This window comes from Actinoplanes sp. NPDC089786, from assembly GCF_040684855.1.
Classification (GTDB): Bacteria; Actinomycetota; Actinomycetes; order Mycobacteriales; family Micromonosporaceae; genus Actinoplanes.
Genome location: NZ_JBFBGU010000016.1, coordinates 110485 through 130288, shown reverse-complemented (window position 1 = coordinate 130288; position 19804 = coordinate 110485). Strand labels below are relative to the sequence as shown.

General features: G+C 70.5%; 19 protein-coding genes. 5 read left to right on the top strand and 14 right to left on the bottom strand.

What is annotated here, in order from left to right; translation table 11 throughout:
- Nucleotides 1-20: 20 nt before the first annotated feature.
- From AB0O15_RS33595 to AB0O15_RS33570, 6 genes are all read right to left on the bottom strand, one after another.
- On the bottom strand, nt 21-1109 hold the full coding sequence (locus tag AB0O15_RS33595) for an FAD-dependent monooxygenase (RefSeq protein WP_364327036.1): 1089 nt from the start codon (nt 1107-1109) through the stop codon (nt 21-23).
- A gap of 63 nt (nt 1110-1172) precedes the next feature.
- The gene (locus tag AB0O15_RS33590) at nt 1173-1490 is read right to left on the bottom strand and encodes a hypothetical protein (protein WP_364327033.1); all 318 of its coding nucleotides are present in this window, start codon (nt 1488-1490) and stop codon (nt 1173-1175) included.
- The gene (locus AB0O15_RS33585) at nt 1468-1950 is read right to left on the bottom strand and encodes a nuclear transport factor 2 family protein (RefSeq protein ID WP_364327030.1); all 483 of its coding nucleotides are present in this window, start codon (nt 1948-1950) and stop codon (nt 1468-1470) included. Before AB0O15_RS33585 ends, AB0O15_RS33590 begins: the two co-directional genes overlap by 23 nt.
- 100 nt (nt 1951-2050) lie before the next feature.
- Entirely contained in the window at nt 2051-2653 is a 603-nt protein-coding gene (locus tag AB0O15_RS33580) for a DedA family protein (protein WP_364327027.1), read from the bottom strand.
- A 26-nt stretch (nt 2654-2679) separates the two neighbouring features.
- Nucleotides 2680-3444, bottom strand: coding sequence for a sulfite exporter TauE/SafE family protein (locus AB0O15_RS33575; RefSeq protein WP_364327024.1), 765 nt, complete (start codon nt 3442-3444; stop codon nt 2680-2682).
- A gap of 187 nt (nt 3445-3631) precedes the next feature.
- Nucleotides 3632-4531, bottom strand: a complete 900-nt coding sequence (locus AB0O15_RS33570; RefSeq protein ID WP_364327021.1) for a LysR family transcriptional regulator — start codon at nt 4529-4531, stop codon at nt 3632-3634.
- A gap of 92 nt (nt 4532-4623) precedes the next feature.
- Here AB0O15_RS33570 and AB0O15_RS33565 point away from each other — a divergent pair, with 92 nt between their 5' ends.
- Nucleotides 4624-5898, top strand: coding sequence for a lactate racemase domain-containing protein (locus AB0O15_RS33565; protein ID WP_364327018.1), 1275 nt, complete (start codon nt 4624-4626; stop codon nt 5896-5898).
- A gap of 13 nt (nt 5899-5911) precedes the next feature.
- On the opposite strand, the gene AB0O15_RS33560 is transcribed toward AB0O15_RS33565, so the two are convergent.
- Both AB0O15_RS33560 and AB0O15_RS33555 read right to left on the bottom strand, forming a co-directional pair.
- The gene (locus AB0O15_RS33560) at nt 5912-6046 is read right to left on the bottom strand and encodes a hypothetical protein (protein WP_364327015.1); all 135 of its coding nucleotides are present in this window, start codon (nt 6044-6046) and stop codon (nt 5912-5914) included.
- Between the two features lie 61 nt (nt 6047-6107).
- Entirely contained in the window at nt 6108-7307 is a 1200-nt protein-coding gene (locus AB0O15_RS33555; RefSeq protein ID WP_364327012.1) for an FAD-dependent monooxygenase, read from the bottom strand.
- Between the two features lie 105 nt (nt 7308-7412).
- On the opposite strand from AB0O15_RS33555, the gene AB0O15_RS33550 reads away from it, so the two are divergent.
- Complete coding sequence (locus tag AB0O15_RS33550) at nt 7413-8291, top strand: TetR/AcrR family transcriptional regulator C-terminal domain-containing protein (protein WP_364327009.1); 879 nt, start codon at nt 7413-7415, stop codon at nt 8289-8291.
- 8 nt (nt 8292-8299) lie between these two features.
- On the opposite strand, the gene AB0O15_RS33545 is transcribed toward AB0O15_RS33550, so the two are convergent.
- From AB0O15_RS33545 to AB0O15_RS33530, 4 genes are all read right to left on the bottom strand, one after another.
- On the bottom strand, nt 8300-8506 hold the full coding sequence (locus AB0O15_RS33545; protein WP_364327006.1) for a hypothetical protein: 207 nt from the start codon (nt 8504-8506) through the stop codon (nt 8300-8302).
- A gap of 121 nt (nt 8507-8627) precedes the next feature.
- Nucleotides 8628-9140 (bottom strand): GNAT family protein, encoded by a 513-nt coding sequence (locus AB0O15_RS33540; protein ID WP_364327003.1) that lies wholly within the window; start codon nt 9138-9140, stop codon nt 8628-8630.
- Nucleotides 9141-9518: 378 nt separating this feature from the next.
- Entirely contained in the window at nt 9519-11495 is a 1977-nt protein-coding gene (ligA, locus tag AB0O15_RS33535; protein WP_364327000.1) for an NAD-dependent DNA ligase LigA, read from the bottom strand.
- Nucleotides 11496-11544: 49 nt separating this feature from the next.
- On the bottom strand, nt 11545-12975 hold the full coding sequence (locus AB0O15_RS33530) for an SDR family NAD(P)-dependent oxidoreductase (protein WP_364326998.1): 1431 nt from the start codon (nt 12973-12975) through the stop codon (nt 11545-11547).
- Nucleotides 12976-13147: 172 nt separating this feature from the next.
- Between AB0O15_RS33530 and AB0O15_RS33525 the strand changes: the two genes are divergently transcribed.
- The 3 genes from AB0O15_RS33525 (at nt 13148) to AB0O15_RS33515 (ending at nt 15596) form a co-directional block, all read left to right on the top strand.
- Nucleotides 13148-13600: an alpha/beta hydrolase gene (locus AB0O15_RS33525; RefSeq protein ID WP_364326995.1), complete on the top strand. Its 453-nt coding sequence runs from the start codon at nt 13148-13150 to the stop codon at nt 13598-13600.
- 263 nt (nt 13601-13863) lie between these two features.
- Nucleotides 13864-14961, top strand: coding sequence for a hypothetical protein (locus tag AB0O15_RS33520; RefSeq protein ID WP_364326992.1), 1098 nt, complete (start codon nt 13864-13866; stop codon nt 14959-14961).
- A 38-nt stretch (nt 14962-14999) separates the two neighbouring features.
- Nucleotides 15000-15596 (top strand): gamma carbonic anhydrase family protein, encoded by a 597-nt coding sequence (locus tag AB0O15_RS33515; protein WP_364326989.1) that lies wholly within the window; start codon nt 15000-15002, stop codon nt 15594-15596.
- A 198-nt stretch (nt 15597-15794) separates the two neighbouring features.
- Here the strand turns inward: AB0O15_RS33515 and chvE are convergent, their stop codons facing one another.
- Nucleotides 15795-16913: a multiple monosaccharide ABC transporter substrate-binding protein gene (gene chvE, locus AB0O15_RS33510; RefSeq protein WP_364326986.1), complete on the bottom strand. Its 1119-nt coding sequence runs from the start codon at nt 16911-16913 to the stop codon at nt 15795-15797.
- A gap of 17 nt (nt 16914-16930) precedes the next feature.
- Nucleotides 16931-19690: a M36 family metallopeptidase gene (locus AB0O15_RS33505; RefSeq protein WP_364326983.1), complete on the bottom strand. Its 2760-nt coding sequence runs from the start codon at nt 19688-19690 to the stop codon at nt 16931-16933.
- Nucleotides 19691-19804 lie beyond the last annotated feature (114 nt).

Below are 19804 nucleotides of genomic sequence, written 5' to 3'. Positions count from 1 at the left end.
CTCCCTGTCGTCCGATGCCACTACCGGTTGAGCATCCAGTGACTGAAGGCCAGGTAGTTGGCGGCGAACTCCGCCGGCGTCGCCGAGTCCTCCACCTTCTTGGACAGCTCGTTGACCGTGCGATAGTGTGGAATCCGGTCCCGCTCGTAGGCGGTCAGCGCGGCGGGCACCCCGTCGGCGGAGGCCAGCAGCCGGGCCAGCACCAGGGCGTCCTCGACGCCCAGCGAAGCCCCTGCGGTGATGTGCGGAGAAAGTGCGTGAGCGGCGTCCCCGGCCAGGACCACGCGGTGCGACACCCACCGCGGCAACGGCGGCACCAGCATGATCTGGTTGTGCAGCACCTGTTCTTCCGGCGTCGAGGCGATCAGGGCGGGCAGGGCCGGATTCCAGCCCGTCGTGTCGAGGAACGCGGCCCGGTGCGTGGCCTGATCCTTCGCGGTGCCCTCCAGCGAATCCACGTTGAACTGGTTGACCAGCCAGTACACGGTGCCGTCGACGGTGGGCACGTACCCGCCCCGGGTGCGGTTCGCACCGAGCACGATGACCCCCTCGTCGACGGTGACGCCGGCCGGCGGCCGGACCACCGAGCGCCAGGCGTGATGGCCTTCGTGCTCGACGGCGTCGCTGCCCGGAAGCAGCAGGGATCGAACCACCGAGTAGGCGCCGTCGGCGCCGACGAGGACGTCCGCCTCGACGGTCGTCCGGTCGTCGAAATGGGCCGCCACGCCGGCATCGGTCTCGTCGTAGCCGACCAGCCGCGAGTTCAGGCGGATGTTGTCCCGGCCCACCGCGTCGGCGAGCAACTCGTTCAGCTTGGCCCGGTGCACGAGCAGGTACCGGTGGTCGTCCTCCGAGAACCCGGGAGGATGGATCAGTTCGCCCGCGTCGTCCCGGAAGTACATCTCCGCCGGCCGGCCGATGGCTCGTACCTGCTCACCCAGCCCCAGCTCGTCGAAGACCGCCAACGCGTTCGCCCATAACCCGAGCCCCGCGCCCGCCGCCCGGATCGCGGGCGCCTGCTCATGGATCACCGCCTCGATGCCCGACCTGTGCATCGCGATCGCGCTGGTGAGTCCGACGATCCCGCCGCCGGCCACTACTGCACGCACGTGTCATACCTCCTGAATGGGCCGCGAATTCACTACGTTCCGTGCCTGGCGCCGGTTCGGCCGTCAATGGAGCCGGGAGTGCGTGGTCGGCACCAGACGCACGGTCACCGCCTCGCCGGCCAGAAGGTCACCGAGCCGTGGTTTGATCTCGGACTCGAAAAGCGGATCGCGATGTACTCGCGCTACGACCTCTGCTCGTTCTTCATCGCTGCGGAACCCGCGGATCCAGATGAAAGCGTCTGCATCACCGGCATCGGTGAACGTGCCCGCAACAATCATCCCGTTCGCCTCGTGCAACGGAATGACCTGCTCGTCCATCCACCGGGCCAGCTCTTCGCCACGGCCGCGCACCGCCGATTCACGGCGCATCTCGTAGATCACCTGAAGCTCCTTCTCGCGCGATGTCGTACAGGTTGGGATTTCCTTCCCACGGCGCGGTCCGCACGATTGCCCACCGCCGGATCGCCCACCTCTGGTTCGCGTCGACAAGGTCGAGCCGCCAATAGCCCCGCATCGTGAGATGGTCGACGCCCGGGGTCGGGACGTGGTGATAGGCGACCATGTGGGCCCGGCAGCGCGCGGTGGCGCCGGAGACCTCGATGAGCAGGTTGGAACTCGCGTGATGCGTACAGGCGAAACCGCCGATGATCGCACGGGCCTTGGCCGTCATCTCCTGCGCCGTCAGTTCCTCGGCCGGCTCACCGGACTGTCCCGTCAGGTCCAGCGTGATACGATCGGCGAACAGACCCTGAAAGCGTTCCCAATCCTTTTCGTCCTGGGCCCGCGCCAGATTGGCGACCACGTCGGAAATCCGAATATGGTCGATTGGCGTCACGTTCATACCGGCCACGCTAAACCGAGACGTCGGGGCAATCCAGTGCTATGTGGTAAAGCGACGATTTACCCGTACGCAATTGCAGTGCCGTCCCGACCGGCCCGATTCACGTCACCGTGTCGCGAGCGCGAATCCGGCGGATCAGCTCCATCACGCCGGACAGCAGAAGGGCGAGTCCGAGTCCGACCGCGAACGCCAGCAACGCGTTGTCCTGGAAGAGCACGCCGCCGAGGTACCCCGTCATGACGGTGTAGGCGCCCCAGGCGGCGCCCCCGACCAGGGTGAACAGGACGAACTGCCGATAGCTGTAGCGCACCATCCCGGTGGTCACGGTCACGAGGTAGCGCCCGACCGGAATGAACCTGGTGCTCACCAGGACGAATCCGCCACGGGCGGCCAGTTGCCGGGCGATCCACTCGTGCGTCGCACGTCGCCTGGAGCCGGGCGGAAGCCGCTTTCCGATCGCGGCGCTGAGCCGGCGGCCGAGCGCGTACGGAACCTGGTCGCCCAGGAAGGCGCCGACCGCGGTAGCGCCGATGACCAGCCCGAGGTTGGTGGACCCCGCGGCCGCGAAGACACCGGCGAGGATGATGACGGGCTCACTCGGGATCAGCGGGAGGAACGAGTCCAGCAAGGACACCGACATGAGGATCAGATATAGCCACGGGGACGACCCCAGCGACTCGGTCAGCGCAACCCAGTCAATCATCGAGTTCCTCTTTCGTCGGGGTGGAGTCAGATGAGCGCCCGGGTCAGGAGGACCAGGCCGATCGTCGCGCCGAAGGTGACGATGAGCGCCTTCAGCAGGCGGCCGGGCAGGCGCCGGGCCAGGGTCGCCCCCGCGTATCCCCCGGCCACCGTCGCGGGCGCCAGAACCAGAACGGCCGACCAGTTGACCGGGCCGAAGAGGGCGAACGCCGGTACCGTGACGGCTCCCACGGTCACGGTGAGGACGTTCTTGAGGGCGTTGATGCGGTTGAGCGTCTCGTCCAGCACGAGGGCCAGCGCGGCGACGTACATCACGCCCAGCGCGGCCCCGAAGTAGCCGCCGTACACGGCGCCGGCGAAGACCACCGCCTGCAGGGTGACCGCCCGCCGGCGGGGACCGAACGAGCGCGGGTGGCCGACCAGACCGCGCAGCCGCTCCTGGAAGAACAGCGTCGCCGCGGCGCCGAGCACCAGCACCGGCGCGACCAGCTCGAACGTGCGAGCGGGCGTCAGCAGCAGCAACGCGCAGCCGGCGGCCGAACCGGCGACGCAGGCGGGCAGCACCGCCGGGACGCGGCGCCACTGCCCGGCCAGGTCGGACCGGCTGCTCAGCGCGCTGGAGACGTAGCCGGGGAAGACAGAGACCGAGTTCGTGACGTTCGCCGAGATCGAGGGCAGCCCGGTCACGATCAAGCTGGGAAAGGTGATCAGCGAGCCGCCACCGGCCAGCGCGTTGATCACCCCGGCGACCACACCGGCGAGAATCAGCAGGAATATGTGTTCGAGGTCCATAGGATCCGAAATCCGTAAGAAGTTTTGATGCTCAGGGGGCATCGTCACGCTAATTCGTGTGCCGCGCGAACCCTAATGCAATTCGGTAAACCGACGATTTACCGTCATGCAATCGAAGCCGGGTGATGACGCGATCGCCATTTCATGACGAAACAGCAAAGCGCCACGAACACGGGGAGATGGCCGCCTAACCGGCGGTGAGGTCGGTGACCGCCGCCCGCACCTGGTCCCGCAGCCACGCGTGAGCCAGATCGGAGTCGTAGCGCTGGTGCCAGTTGCAGTTGATCGAAGCCGCGGGGAAGTCGGCCGGCAACGGCACACAGACCATCTTGAACGCCTCGACGAGTGGGCGGCTGACCAGCGCCGTCGTGGTGACCAGCAGGTCGCTCCGGCTGGCCGCGTGCAGGGCCATGGCGCCGGTTGTCACCGCCGCGGCCACATGACGTCGTAAGCCTTCGGCGATGAGCAATTCGTCGATCGGCCCGGTGAGGCGGCCACGCCGCGAGACGACCACGTGCGGATACGAGGCGTAGGACCGCAGGTCGAGGCGGCCGCCGCAGGGGTGCCCGGAACGCATCGCCACCACGAGGGGATCGGAGCCGAGCGTTTCGGAGCGGAACTCCGTCAGATCCGGTTGATCCTGACTGAGTTCGACATCGACCCGGCCGCGCCGCAGGTCACCGGTGTCCACGGAACTCTCGGTCAGGATGCGAAGTCGCACCCCGGGCGCCGTCTCCCCCACCCGGCGCAGCAGCGCCGGGGCCAGCGCCGTGGCGAGTCCGTCGTGGCACTGCAGCGTGAAGGTGCGTTCCAACTGCTCCAGATCCAGCGTACGGCTCGGCACCAGCACGTCATGGGCCTGGCTCAGCAGGAGGCGGACGTCCTCGCGGATCGCCGTGGCGTACGGCGTCGGAACCATCGTGCGCCCCGTGCGAACCAGGATGTCGTCACCGGTCAGCTTTCGGAGCCGGCCAAGGCTGCGGCTGATCGCGGGTGACGACAGGCGGAGTCGCTCGGCCGCACCCATCACGCTGCCTTCGTCGAGCAGGGCGTCCAGCACGACTAGAAGGTTCAGATCTAGTTGCACGCCGGTAAATGGTACTCGGGCGGAGTTTCTTCTGAAGAAAGGCGCCAGGCTCAGCGTTTGCTCTCCGTGGCCGTACGCGCCAGATTGGGTTCATGACGACCGCCCAGCAGCACCGCACCGCCGCCCGGCTCGGCGCCGCCCAGGGGGTGCTGGGCGCCGACCAGGTGCGGGAGTTCATCCGCGAGCAGCTCGACGCCGTGGACGCCGACGGGCGCAGTGTCTGCGTGCTCGTGCCGGACGGCACCCGTACCTGTCCCCTGCCTCTGCTTCTCGGCGCCGTCCACGCGGCGCTGCACGGGCGGGTGAGCCGGCTGACCACGCTCATCGCGCTGGGCACACATCAGCCGATGAGCGACGCGGCGATCGCCCGGCACCTGGGGTTCGAGGAGGGGGCGCTGGAGGCGACCTATCCCGGCATGACGGTGCTCAACCACGAGTGGTGGCGGCCCGAGACCTTCGCCGACCTGGGTACGATCCCGGCGGCCCGGCTGGCCGAGCTGTCCGGGGGGCGGCTCGGTCTGGACGTACCCGTCAAGCTCAACAAGGCGGTCGTCGAGCACGACATCGCGTTGGTCGTCGGGCCGGTCCTGCCCCACGAGGTGGTCGGCATCTCCGGTGGCAACAAGTACTTCTTCCCGGGGGTCGCCGGCCAGGACATCATCGACGTCTCGCACTGGGTCGGCGCGCTGATCACCTCGGCCGAGATCATCGGCACCACGGCGGTCACCCCGGTGCGGGCCCTGATCAACGAGGGCGCGGCGCTCGTACCCACCGAGAAGTTGTCGTTCTGCGTCGTCGGCGAGGCGGGCAGCCGCAACCTGCACTCGATCTCCTTCGGCGACACGATCACGGCCTGGGCCGACGCCGCCGAGGTGTGCGCGGCCACCCACGTCCACCACCTCGACGCGCCCGTCCGCCGGGTGATCTCCCTCGTGCCGGAGATGTACGACGACATCTGGACCGGCGCCAAGGGCTTCTACAAGCTCGAACCGGTCGTCGCCGACGGGGGCGAGGTCATCCTGTACGCGCCGCACATCACCCAGATCTCGACCAGCCACCCCGAGATCCTCGAGATCGGCTACCACTGCCGCGACTACTTCGTGAAGCAGTGGGACCGCTTCCAGCACATCCACTGGGGCACGCTGGCCCACTCCACCCACCTGCGCGGGGCGGGCACCTACGACGCCGAGACCGGTGAGGAACGCCTGCGGGTCAAGGTGACGCTGGCGACGCGGATCCCGGAGGAGGTGTGCCGCGCGGCCAACCTCGGCTACCTCGACCCCGACTCCCTCGACCTGGCGGCCGAGCAGGCGGCGGGCAGCTTCGTGGTGCCCGACGCGGGCGAGGTGCTGTTCCGGCTCCGCTGACGCCGCATCGACCTCATCGGACGACACTGACCCCGTCGTGGGCCCAGGCGCCCGCCGTCCGGGCCAGGCGCCGGACGGCGGCGGCCGTGTCCGGTGGCAGGCCGCTCGCTTCGAGGTCGGCGGCGGCCAGGGCCTCGGCGCCCGGCACGCTGGCCGGATCCGGACGGCGGTCCCGGCCACCCCGGTGAGCACGGCCACCGGCCGGCGCGCTAACGGCTGGGAAGGGCGAGGGCCGGATAGTCGCGCAAGGTGATCGCCTCGGCCTTGGCGAACTGCTTGGCGAGGAGCTGCCTGGACGGCCAGCGGGTCATCATCCGCATGGAGAGCGCCCGGAGCCGGATCATCGCGCGGGACCGGGGCGCGAACCCGCTGATCCCGCCGGGCGGCAGCGCCATGCCACCGGCCACGTACGCGGCCATCCGGTCCTGGTAGGCGGCGAAGGCCTGCTCCGGTCCGTCGGCCTCGGCCAGCTCACCGGCCAGCACGTAGGCGCCGACCAGGCCGAAGCTGGTGCCCATCCCGGCCAGCGGCGAACCGCAGTAGCCGGCGTCGCCGAGCAGCACCACCCGGCCGCGCCACCAGCGGTCCACCCGGACCTGGCTGATCGAGTCGAAGTAGAAGTCGCCGGCGCCCGGCATCGCCGCCAGCAGCTCGTCGACCCGCCAGCCGGCGCCGGACATCCGCTCGGCCAGAACCCGCTGCTCCTCGGCCCGCGACAGCCGGTCGAAGCGTGGCTCGGGCTCGCGGAAGGACAGCGAGGCGTTGGCGGTGCCGCCCCGCTCCGGGCGCACGTTCGCGACCCGGCCGCCGGGCGCGTTGTACATCAGCAGCCAGTGGTCGAGGTCGCCCGGATCAGGAACGCTGAAGTACGCCGAGTACGCGCCCAGAAAGCGGACGTAGCGCTCGTCCGGGCCGAAGGCGAGGCCCCGGACGCCGGAACGCACACCGTCGGCGCCGACCACCAGGTCGTACCGCTCGCTCGTCCCGCCGGCGAACGTGACGTCGACGCCGTCGCGGTCCTGGGTCAGCGCGGTGATCCGGTCGCCGAAGCGGTAGCCGGCCTGGCCGCTGGTGGCGTCGAGGAGGATGCGGGCCAGGTCGCCGCGGGCGATCTCGATCTCGGCCACGATGCCCTCACCGCCGAACGCGTCGACCGGCAACTCGGCGAGCCGGCGCCCACGGCCGTCGATCAGGGCGCACCCACGCTCGTCGACCTGCTGCTCGCGGATCCGCTCGCGCAGACCCATGAGCTCCACGACACCCCGGGCGACGCCCCGGATGTCGACGGCGTGGCCGCCCGGGCGCGGCCGCTCGGTGCGTTCGACGACGGTCACCTCGGCGCCCGCCCGGTGCAGCCACAGTGCCAGAGCCGGCCCGGCGATGCCGGCGCCGGAGATCAGTACACGCATGTCCCCGCGCCTCTGCGTACTCTGTACATCGATGGCCAGGACGCTAGGCAGGAGCGGCGGTCCGGGGCAAAAATCGTACTAGTACGGGACGGCTGGTGTACTACCGTGGAGGCTCCCTATCGGAGGATTGTCGCCGACATCCGGCGGCAGATCGAGAACGGCTCGCTGCGCCCCGGTGACCGGGTCCCGTCGGCCCGGGCGATCACCCGCGAGTGGGGTGTCGCCGTCGCCACCGCGACCAAGGCCCACGCCGCCCTGCGGGAGGCCGGCCTGACCGTCGGCCGCCCCGGGGTCGGCACCGTGGTCGCGAGCCCGGTGCGCGACGCCGAGCTCAGCCGCGACCGGGTGATCACCGCGGCGGTGCGGATCGCCGACCGGGACGGCATGGCCGACGTCTCCATGCGCCGCATCGCCACCACGCTGAACGTGGCCACCATGTCCCTCTACCGGCACGTACCGAGCCGTGACGACCTGGTCACCGGCATGATCGACGCGGCCCTGGGCGACCTGCCCGGCACCCTCCGCAACACCGGCGACTGGCGGGCCGACCTGCAACGATGCGCCCGCGCCCTGTGGGCGGTCTTCCAGCGGCACCCGTGGCTCGGCCCGTCGATGTCGCTGACCCGCCCCCAGCCGGCGCCGAACGCGATGCACCTCGGCGAGTGGATGATGGGCGCGCTCGACCGGACCGGGCTGGCCGTCACCGACCGGATGCTCGTGCAGGTGCTGATCTTCAGCTTCGTCCGCGGCGTCGCCAGTGGCCTTGAACCGGAGGCGCAGGCCTTCCGCGACACCGGCCTGACCGACGACGAGTGGATGGAACGCCAGGGCCCGGCCTTCCAGCGCCTGGCCGCCCGCCAACCGGTGCCGCACTACGAGCAGCTGATCAACCTGGACTCCGACTTCGAGTTCGACCTGGACGTCCTCTTCGAGTTCGGCCTGGCCCGCCTCCTCGACGGCCTGGCCGTCCTGATCGACCGCTGATGGGCCGGTCAGCGGCCGGTGGGCGGTGACACCAGCCCGATGACGGCGGTCACGACCAGCGCCAGGGCGGCCACCAGGGCGACCACCGGCAGCACGGCCGCGCCCTCGGTCAGCACCCGATAGCCGGTGGTGAGGATGAGCACCAACCCGACGACGAGGTAGAACGCGCTCATCGGCCGGGTGCGGGGAATGACATGAAACCAGCGGTCACTCATGCGAACACTCCTTGTGGTTGCCGATACCGGATCTCATCCCAGGTTCCCGAACGCCCGGACGCGGAACGACCCACTCTCGACGGATCTTGCTCGTCGACCCGTGGTACGAAAGGACCACCGGTCACGGTCTGGGGTCGCCGCGAAGCAGGCTGTAGACGACCATGTCGTGCCAGGCGCCCTTCCGGAACTGCGCGTGCCGGGCGATGCCCTCGCGCTGGAAACCGGCCTTCTCCAGGCCCCGGAGCGCGGCACGGTTCCCGACGTCGGTCTCCGCCTGCAACCGCTCGAACGTCGTGGTGTCGAACAGGTAGTTCGCCAGCAGCGTCAGCGCGGGGCCGCCCACCCCACGGCCGCGGAATCCGGGGTTCAGCCGCATCCCGACATTCAACGCGCGGGACGGCGGATTCGGCCCGTGCGGCACCGGGAGCCACGAGGCCCGGCCGGCCACCGCGCCGTCGGCGTCCTCGATCACCAGGGTGCCGGTGTCGTAGCCGATCAGCCCGTCGGCGGCGAAGGCCCGCTCCAGCGCGTTGGTGGCGACGAAGCCGAAGGTGTCGATCGGATCGTCCCCATGGTCGACGAGCAGCAGGGGCAGATCTTCACGCCGGACAGCTCGTAGTTTGACTCCAACCATCCGCCGATGATGCGGGCGCGGTGGCATCAGCCGCCACACCGGGGCGCGAACATGCCACGCCGTCTGCCCCGATCTCCCGGATTCCGGGCCTCTCCGGCCTCGCGATGGCTTCGCGATGGCCTCGCGAAGGCTTCGCGATGGCGAAGCCGTTGATCATTGGCAATCACCCGGCGCGGTCGCGACCGCGGGCTCTCGTACAGTTGCCGTCGCGAGGGCGGCCAGATCGATCATCGTGAAAGGACTCGGATGAGCGACGGCCGGGCGTCCTGGGCATCGCGGCCGGCGTGACTACTCCGTGCCGTCCGCCGGCAGGCGTTCCGGCAGTCCGAGCCGGGGAACTGGTCGTCGTGAATGGTGGTGACAAACTCATCACCGGGCTCAGGCGAGCAGCTCGGCGAACTCGGCCGGGTCGATGATCGGGATGCCGAGTTTGGCGGCCTTCGTCGCCTTGGCCGTGGTCGTCTCGGAGGTGACCAGGGCGGTGGTGGCCGCCGAGACGCTGCCGCTGGCCCGGCCGCCCAGCTCCTCGATGCGCTCGCTCACCGTGGTGCGCGTGTAGCCGGGGACGGTGCCGCTGACCACGTACGTCCTGCCGTCGAGGGGTTTGTCACCCGTGGTCTCGGGGACGCTCATGGTGACGCCGGCCGCGGCCAGCCGGTCGATGACGCCGGCCATGGCGGCCAGGCCGTCGACCACGTGTTGGGCCTTGATCAGGCCCATCTTGTCGATCTCGGCGATCTCGGCGACCGTGGCCGCCCGCAACGCGTCCATCGTCTTGAACCGGGCGGCGAGCCAGCGGCCGACGCTGCGCCCGGTCATCCGGATACCCAGGCCGGTGATGACCCGGTTGAACGGCTGGGTCTTGCTGTGGTCGAGCGACGCGACCACCTTGGCCGCGTTGAGCTTGCCCAGCAGGACCACCCCGCCGGCCTTGGTGTTGCCGACGGGCAGCTCGGCCAGCTGGTCGGCGGTGAGCGCGTACAGGTCGGCGACGTCGGTCGCGAGGCCGGCGTTGACCAGCGCGACGCAGAGCGCCTCCCCCGCCCCTTCGACATCCATGGCCTCGCGGCTGCACCAGTATTCGAGCGCGTTGGTGGCGCTGCACGAGGCGGTGTGGCAACGCCAGAGCAGGCTGGACTTGTCCCACGGTTCGCCGCACTGCGGGCAGGTCTCGGGCGGCGTCCACGGGGTGAGGCCGTGCGGCTGCTCACCGATGGGCGCGGTGACGCGCGGGATGACGTCACCGGCCCGCCACACGGCGACGGTCTGGCCGATGGCGAGGCCCTGGTCCTCGACGAACTTGGGGTTGTGCAGCGTCGCGTAGCTGATCGTGGTGCCGTCGACGAACACCGGGTCGAGCACGGCGCGCAGCGAGATCCGGCCGGTACGCCCGACCCGCACCTCGATGGCGCGCAGCACCGTGGAGCCCGTGTCAGCGGGGTATTTGAAGGCGGCCGCCCAATGCGGTGTGCGGCTGCCCGACCCGAGCCGGCGGCGGGTCGATTCCAGGTCGGCGGCGAGCACCGCGCCGTCGATCGGGAAGTCGAGGCCGCGGCGCACCTCACCGATGCGCCTGATGGCGGCGAGCGCGGCGTCGGCGTCGGCGGCGACCTGGACCTCGCCGGTGGCCAGCCGCCCGGCCGTGGGGAAGCCGAGCCCGGCCGCGTGAGCCATGCGCTCCTGGTGGGAGGGGAAGTCGCCGGAGATGTCGTACGCCGCGAAGGTCATCGGCGTCTCGTAGGTGCGGTCGACGCTGCGGATCGAACCCGCGACCGCGCCCCGCGAGTTGATGAACGCCTTGGCGCCGGCGGCGACCCGGTTCGCGCTGGCGGCCTCGAAGTCGGCCACCGTCATGTAGACCTCGCCGCGGACCTCCCCCGTCCACCCGGTGGCCAGGCGGGCGGGCAGGCCGGCGACCCCACGCAACACCTGGGCGGTGACGTTCTCACCGCTGCTGCCGTCACCGCGCAGCGCGGCCAGCACGAGCCGGCCCGACGCGTATTCCACCCGGATCGCGAGCCCGTCGAGCTTGACCTCGACCAGGCAGGGATCGCCACCGAGGCTCACCACGAACGCGCGTACCTCGTCTTCACCGGTGACCTTGCTCAGCGACATCATCGGCACCGGGTGGCGCACGTCACCGCCGCCGGACACACCGGCCGCGACCCGGGTGGTGACGCCGTGGTCGTCCCATTCCGGATGGGCCTTCTTGGCCTCGGCGATGCGGTCGAGCAGCGCGTCGTAGTCGGCGTCGGTCATCAGCACGTCGCCGGTGTCGTAGTACGACCTGGCGGCGGCCTGCGCCTGGCCGACAGCGGTGGCGAAGTCGGCGGCGGTGAGGGCGGTCTCCGTCATGCCGACAACCTACGACGCCGGTACGACAGGATCACGACGACTCACCTGGTCACCAGGCGGTCGGGGCGTAATCCTTGAGGAAGCAGCCGTACACGTCCTCGCCCTGCTCGCCGCGCACGATCGGGTCGTAGACCCGGGCCGCGCCGTCGACCAGGTCGAGCGGCGCGTGGAAGCCCTCGTCGGCCAGCCGCATCCTGGTCGGGTGCGGGCGCTCGTCGGTGATCCAGCCGGTGTCCACGCTGGTCATCAGGATGCCGTCGGCGAACATGTCCTCGCCGCTGGTGCGGGTCAGCATGTTCAGCGCCGCCTTGGCCATGTTGGTGTGCGGGTGCCCGGCGCCCTTGTAGCCGCGGCTGAACACGCCCTCCATCGCCGACACGTTGACCACGTACCGGCGCGGGAACGGCGACGCCGCCATCGCCGCGCGCAGCCGGCTGATCAGGATGAACGGCGCGGTGCTGTTGCAGAGCTGCACCTCCAGCAGCTCCAGGGCGTCGACCTCGTGCACCCGGGCGCTCCAGCTGTTGTCCGGGGCCAGGTCGGGCACCAGCCCGCCGGCGTCGATCGCGGACATCGCCGCGATCCGCTCTCGCGACGCGGACCCGGCGGTCAGCGCGAGCGCGGTGAGCGCGTGCGGGCTCAGCGCGGGGCTGGTCCCTTCCAGAGCCGCCGGGTGTACGCGCTGAGAAGCGTCATGCCCGCCCAGGTACTCCAGCTCCGGCAGCGGCCCGTCCGGCAGCCCGGCCGACTCGGCCACCTCCAGCGCGGCGTACGAGCCGGGCGAGCGGCGCACCGTCTGGGCGGCGTTGTTGATCAGAATGTCGAGCGGCCCCGCCGCGGCCACCGAATCGGCCAGCGCGACCACCTGCGACGGGTCGCGCAGGTCGATCCCGACGACCCGCAGCCGGTGCAGCCAGTCGGCGCTGTCCGGCATGCTGGTGAACCGGCGCACCGCGTCGTGCGGGAACCGGGTCGTGATGGTGGTGTGCGCGCCGTCGCGCAGCAGCCGCAGCGCGATGTACATGCCGATCTTCGCGCGGCCGCCGGTGAGCAGGGCGCGGCGCCCGGTCAGGTCGGTGCGGGCGTCGCGGCGGCTGAAGTTCAGCTCGGCGCAGGACGGGCAGAGCTGGTGGTAGAACGCGTCCACCTGGCGGTAGCGCTGCTTGCAGGTGTAACAGCCGCGGGACTGCTGGAGGAACCCGGCGACCGGCGCCTCGGTCCGCGTACGCAGCGGAATGCCCTGGGTCTCGTCATCGAGCCGGTCCGGAGCGCCGGTGGCGGTGGCCGCGGTGACAGCGGCGTCCGCGGCCAGGATGGCGTCCCGGCGTTCCCGGCGGCGCTGCTCCTTGGCGGTCTTGTAGATGGCGGCGGTGGCGCGGCGCACGCGTACCGCATCGGGGTGTTCCGGCGGCAGCGACTCGACCTCGGCCAGGACAGCCAGGGCAAGCTCGAGCCGCGCGGGGTCGATGCCGTTGATCATAATTCCGGTGTTTCCTTCACGCTCACTGCCGTCTCACTCCGGTGCGTCGGGCTGCGCCGTCCGCCGCGGCCGCCCGCAGAACTCTACGCAGTGCCGCCGGTCACAGCCATTCCGCCCTTACCACTGATCTGCTGTTCGCGCCAGGCAACCGGCGTCGGCACGCCCCACCCAGGTGGCACACGTCGCGCCGTCGACCATCCCGGTGGGCTGGCCCCTGCTGCGCAACCCGTCCAACCGGCGGCGGGCGCTGTCGCTGACGGCCCGGCAGTTCCGCTACAGCCACGGCAATGCGCTCTCCCCCGCCGAATCCGATGAGCTGCACCGGCGGTGGACCATCCCGTCGCCGGGCCGGCCGGTGTTCGAGCTGGTGTTCGCCAACCTGTCCCGCCACTCACCGGCCACGGTCGACACGGCCCGCCCGGACCGGGGACCGCTGCTCGTGATCGCCGGCGGCAAGGACCACAGCGCACCGGCGGCCGTGGCCAAGGCGACGGTCAAGCGCTACCGCGGCTCGCCGGCCGACTTTCGCGAGTTCCCCGGCCGCGGCCACTCGATGCCGGTCGACAGTGGCTGGCGCGAGGTCGCCGACGTCACGCTGACCTGGCTCGAAAGGCACCTCCGCTAACCGCTCTTGCGCTCGGCCGCGAAAGCACGGTCTGCGATCCGGTCAGCCGCTGCGATGTGCTCGCGGTCAGCTCGGTCACCGGCCTCGGGCCGCAACGGCATCTGGACCGTGCGCGGCCGCGTTGTGCGAGGTGGCGGCTGATCCGGCGCTGATCATGGCCGGAAAGGTCAGACTTGCTACCGGGCGTCATGTGCGGTCTATTGAGGTCTCGCAACGCCGGGGGTGAGAACGTGTCCGGATCACCGTACATCCGCCGTCTCTTGATGTGGACCTTGCCGCTGGTGCTGGTGATCTCGGCCGGGACGGCGGTTCCCGCTGACGCCGCGCCGCCCCGCCGATTCGTGCCGGGTGTCGACGCGTCCGGCCCGGACCACGCCTACGGGTTCGTCCGGGGGGTCAACAACCGCGGTCAGGTGCTGGTCGATGTCCGTACGCTGTGGCAGAACGGCCGGTACACCGACCTGGGGAGCCTGGGCGGCGACTACACCCGCGCCGCGGCCCTCAACGACGCCGGCGAGGTGGTCGGCGAGAGCAACCGGGCCGACGGTGACTACCACGCCTTCCTGTGGCGGCGGGGCCGGATGATCGACCTCGGCACGCTCGGTGGCACCACGAGCACCGCCCTCGCGATCGGCGTGAACGGGCACGTGGCCGGGAACGCCACGCTGCCGGACGGCTCGGAGCACGTCTTCCTCTGGCGGAACGGGGTGATGACCGACACCGGTCTCCCGGCCGCGCGCTCCAACGCGGTGCACGTCAACGCGCACGGCCAGATCGCCTTCAGCTATCCGGCCGAGAACTTCACCTCGAAGGGGTACTTCTGGGATCGGGGCCGGGCGACCGCCCTCGGTTCGCTCGGCGGCGGCGCGGTGACCGTCGTCGGGCTCAACGACCGCGGCGAGATCGCCGGGTTCGGCCCGGTCGCGTCCGGCGAGATCCACGGGTTCCGGTGGTGGCGCGGCCGGATGACCGATCTGGGGACCTTCGGCTGGGACGACGTGTTCACGTCCGGCATCAACAACCGCGGTCAGATCACCGGCACCGCCCAGACCACCCGGGGCCAGCATGCCTTCGTGTGGGAGAAGGGCGTCCTGAAGGACCTCATGGCGAATGTTCCGCAGGGGGTGGTGGGCGAGTCGTGGGGCATCAATGAGCGCGGCGACGTGGTGGGGAACAGCGTGATGCCCGACGTTGGCCGGCGGGGAACGGTCTGGCGGCACGGCCGGGTCATCCTGCTCGACACGGTCGACCGGCTGGGAAGCCAGGGCAGCTACATCAACGATCGCGGCCTGGTCGCAGGCATCGCCATCGACGAGTTCGACCCGCCGCGAGCGGCGGTGTGGGACACCGCGCGGTACTGAACCGGCGTCCCGGCCAGGACGGAACCTAGGCTGACGGCATGATGATCGAACATCGTGGCCGGCGACCCGTTGTGCCGGAATCGGCGTACGTTGCTCCTTCGGCGGTGCTGTGTGGCGCGGTGCGGCTCGGCGAACGGGTCCGCGTGCTGCACGGCGCCGTGCTGTCGGCCGAGGACGGCGAGGTCACCGTCGGCTCGGACGTCGTGATCATGGAGAACGCGCTGGTCCGCGGCCGGGAGAAACACCCCGCGATCGTCGGGGACGCGGTCCTGATCGGCCCGCACGCGCACGTGAACGGGGCCGTCATCGAGGACGAGGTGTTCGTCGCGACCGGCGCCGGCCTCTTTCCCGGCGCGGTGGCGGGCACCGGCTCGGAACTGCGGATCAACAGTGTCCTGCACGTCAACTCGCGGCTGGAACCGGGCACGGTGGTGCCGATCGGCTGGATCGCGGCCGGTAATCCCGCCCGGCTGTTCCCGCCGGACGAGCACGAGGAACTGTGGAAGGTGCAACAGACCCTCGACTTCACCGGCACGGTGTACGGCGTTCCGCCCGGCACCGGCATGCGCGCCATCATGGCGGGCCAGGTGGCGTTCTACGGGGCGCACGCCGACGATCGCACCATCACGTCCTGAGGCATGAGCCCCGTCAGCGCCCGCTCAGCGCTGCGCGACTACCGAGGCACTCGTCGCCTGCGTCGACGGCCTGCTGTTCGACCGCCTGGCCGGCGCGGGCTCCCGCCACGCGCCGGCCCCGGGTTCCGCCGCGAGCCGCCGAGATCTCGCGACCGCGGTGTCGGCCCTGCTGCGGGCCTTCGCGGCGAAGGACGACGGCTAACGCAGCTGGCTCTCCTGATAGAAGCCGCTGTCGACCAGCGCCTTCCGGTAGTTGGTCTTGTTCACGATCGCGGTGCCGAGCAACATCGACGGCACGACCTTGACGCCGTTGTCGTAGTCCTTGTCGTTGTTCGTGGCCGGCTTCTGCCCCTTGAGCACGGCATCGGCCATCTGGGCGCTCGTCTTGGCCAGGTCGCGGTAGTCCTTGAAGATGGTCGAGTACTGCTCGTCGGCGATGATCGACTTGACCGAGGCCGCCTCCGCGTCCTGTCCGGTGACGACCGGGTAGGGCTGGCCCGTGGTGCCGTAACCGTTGCTCTTCAGGGCGGAAAGAATACCGATCGAGATCCCGTCGTACGGCGACAGCACGCCGTCGACCTTCAGACCCGAGCGGTACGTGGAGGTCAGCAGGTTCTCCATCCGGTCCTGAGCGGTCTTGGGCTGCCACCGCAGGATCGCGATCTTCTTGAAGGCGGTCTGGTTGCTCGGCACCTTCAGCACACCCTTGTCGAGGTACGGCTTCAGCACCGACATCGCCCCGTTGAAGAAGAACGTGGCGTTGTTGTCGTCCGGCGAGCCGGCGAACAGCTCCACGTTGAACGGTCCCTTGGCCGAGCCCGGCGTCCCGTCGGCGTTGAGCACCTTCAGACCGGTCAGCAACGAGGTCGCCTGCTGCACACCGACCTTGTAGTTGTCGAAGGTGGCGTAGTAGTCCACATTCGGCGAGTTGCGGATCAGCCGGTCGTACGAGATGACCGGAATCTTCTTGTCCTTGGCGCTGTCCAGCTGGGTGGTGATCGCGGTGCCGTCGATCGACGCGATGATCAGCAGTTTGACGCCCTTGGTGATCTGGTTGTCCAGCTGGTTCACCTGGGTCGGGATGTCGTCCTCGGCGTACTGCAGGTCGACCTTGTAACCCAGCGCCTCCAGTTCCTTCTTGACGTTCTCGCCGTCGCCGATCCAGCGCTCCGAGGACCGTGTCGGCATGGTCACGCCGATCAGCGCGCCGGCGTTGTTCACGAACCCGGCCGGCCGGTCCACGGTCTTCTCGCTGGAACCGCAGGCGGCCAGCGCGAGGACCAGGACCGCAGCCGCGGCGAGGCGGGCGTACCGCATGAGCTTCTCCTTCTCTGTCACGGGATTGAAGCGCCGTACACGCCGATCTCGGCCGTGTTGACGTAGTAGCAACCGGTGTGGTCGTCGGGGCAGGTGATGCCCTCCTCGGCGATCTGCGTGCCGAGCATCGTGTAGCGGAGGAAACGCACCCGCGACGTGCTGCCCGCGGCGAGCGGCACCTCGTTCATCCGGTTGCGGTCGGCCACCCCGAAGTGGCCCTCGGCGGCGACCGTCCAGGCCTGGCCGTCGGCCGACGTCTCGACCCGGTAGTCACCGGTCGAGGCGCTGGCGTCGCCGCAGTCACCGGTCGGGTTGACCGCGACCGCCGCCACGTCGACCGTGACCGGAAGCCGCACCACCAGGTATCGCGGGTCGATCCGGCCGTCCTCGCCGTACACCGCGTCGCTGAGCCACCCGCTGCCCGGCCGGCCGTCCACCGCGTTGCCCGGACCGCAGCCGAAGTCGCTGAAGTCCTCGCCGTTGAAGCCGGTCACCTCACCGCCGGCGCTGGTCGCGGCCCAGTTCCAGCGCAGCCCCCAGTCCACCCGGTTGACACCCCGCTCGACCCGCAGGTCACGGAAGGCCGGCTCGTAGCCCGGCAGCGTGGCGCTGACCTTCGGGTAGGTGCCACCCGGCCGGACGCCGGTGATCGTGTACGCGCCCCGTGCGTCGGTGACCGCCCGGTACGAGCCGCCGAAGCCGGACGCGTGCCCGGCGAAGGTGACCGTGACCCCGCTCAGCGGCGCGCCGGTGAACGCGTCGGTGACCGTGCCGGTGACCGAGGTGCGCGAGGCGTCCCCGGCCGGCGGCATCGAGAAGTCCTCGACCGGCGTGGCATCGTCGCCGCCCAGGTCGGCGGCGAACCAGCCCATCCCCCGGGCGGCGAACACCTTCCAGATCTTCCCGGCGTCCCGGCCGCCCCGGGTGACCCGGTCGGCCATCACGATCGAGTTGCGCATGTCCAGGAACGACGGGTTCGCCGGCGACAGCTCCATGGCCCGGGTGACCAGCGATTCGGCGATCTTCGAGCCCACCGCCGTACGCAGATCCCAGAGCGTCTCGCCCCAGATCTCGCCGTCCGCGTGCTCCTCCGGGTACCCGCGGATCCGGCCGAAGTCGCCGTACGTGTACCCGCCCGGCCCGGCCCCCTCGGCGCCGGGGCAGACCGTCGCGTCGGCGCCGACCGCGCAGTCCAGCGGCTGGGTGCGGATCAGGTTCTGGCCGTCGCCCACGTACCGGCCGACCAGCACCTCACCCGGCGCCGCGGTGTCGGTCTGGAGGCCCTGGGCGACGAGGTGGTCGAAGGCGTACCAGTCGCTCCAGGCCTCGCCCATCGACAGACCCTGGATGCCGGTCAGCGTCGAGTTTCCGGACGCGTCGACCACCAGGCGATTGGACATGCCGTGGGTGTACTCGTGGTAGACCACGTCGGCCTCGTCGCCCGAGTTGGCGGCCAGGAAGGGGTCCTCCGGCCAGGACGGGGCCCGGAACAGGAACATCTGCATCCGGCCGGGCACGCCGTCCGGGGTGGGCAGCATGGTTGCGTTGTCGGCGTGCTCCTCGTCCGGGAAGCCGTTCGCGGTGTCGGCGCCGTCGATCGCGTCGACCTCGATCGGGTCACCGTCCGCGGTCTCGTAGTTGCCCGCCGCCCGGGTGAAGCCGATCGGGGCCTTCTCCAGGTGGTCGTGGAAGCTGCTCACGTAGTAGAACAGCTGGGCCGCGTTCTGCTTCGCGTTGTCCTTCCACGAGTACGCGACCTTCGGGTCCCACGAGCACTGCTTGTCCGCCGCGCAGGGCGGGCCGACCTGGCCGGTGAAGTCCTTGAACGGGAACCGCCAGTCACCCGGCCTGTTCGGGGCGACCTCCTCACCGGCGTCGGCCACGTCGTCGTCGTTCACGTCGAGGAACACGTGCGCCGACTCGCCGGACAGCGTGGTCGCGTCGGGCGCGATCCAGCCCGCGAGGGATCGGCGCTGCTGGGCGCCGCCGAGCGGGGCGCCCGGGTAGTTCCGCCACACCAGCGCGGACGGGTCGTTGTCGTGCACCAGCAGGTCCTGGCGGTAGAGGACGCGGCCGGTCGCCGCGTCGACCACGTGCAGGTAGCCGGTCTTGGTGGAAAGGATCTGCCAGGCCGGGGTGGCGCCGCCCGGGGTGACGAAGGCGACCGGCTCGGCCGGGCCGTCGGCCGGGCCACCGACGTCCTGGGCCGCGGCGTCGCGGGCCTGCGCGGCGGACAGTTTGGCGCGGCCCAGCGAGGCCGGCAGCGACGCCGCCGGGGAGCCGGTGACCTGGACCAGCTCGCCGTTCCTGGTGACGTCGGCCTTGACGCCGTTGCCGAACACCGGCACGTTGCCCACGACCTGCTCGTAGCTCAGGTGGTGGGTGCCGTCGACGTCGACGTAGTCCTTGCGGAACCGCAAGGCGGCGGTGTCGCCGAAGACGCCGGGATTGGCGGCGAGGTAGCCGGCGACGATCTCCTTGGCCGGCTTGGCGCTGGCGGCGGTCAGGAACCCGTCGAGGCGGGCGACGCGCCGGGCCGTCCCGGTGACCGGGTCGATGTCGACCAGGCCCTGCGTGCCGAGGCCCTCGTGCAGCCTGGTGACGGCGGCAGGCCGGTGGGCGCCGGGGGCGCCCGGCTGGAGCGTCCGTGCGTCGAAGTGCACCCGACGGCCCGGCTCGGGGCGGGGCGCGGCGGACGCCGGGACGGGGACGACGCCGATACCGAGGAGCACCGCGGAGGCGACCGCGACCGCCCGGCGTGCTCGTGCCGATGTCATCGGATGACTCCTTCACGCCGCCTGAACGGCATCTAATGTGGAAGGCCACCGTAGGCAACCAGGCGTTGTTCAGGATCGGTCGCGATCACTGAACAACAAACGCCGAACACGGCG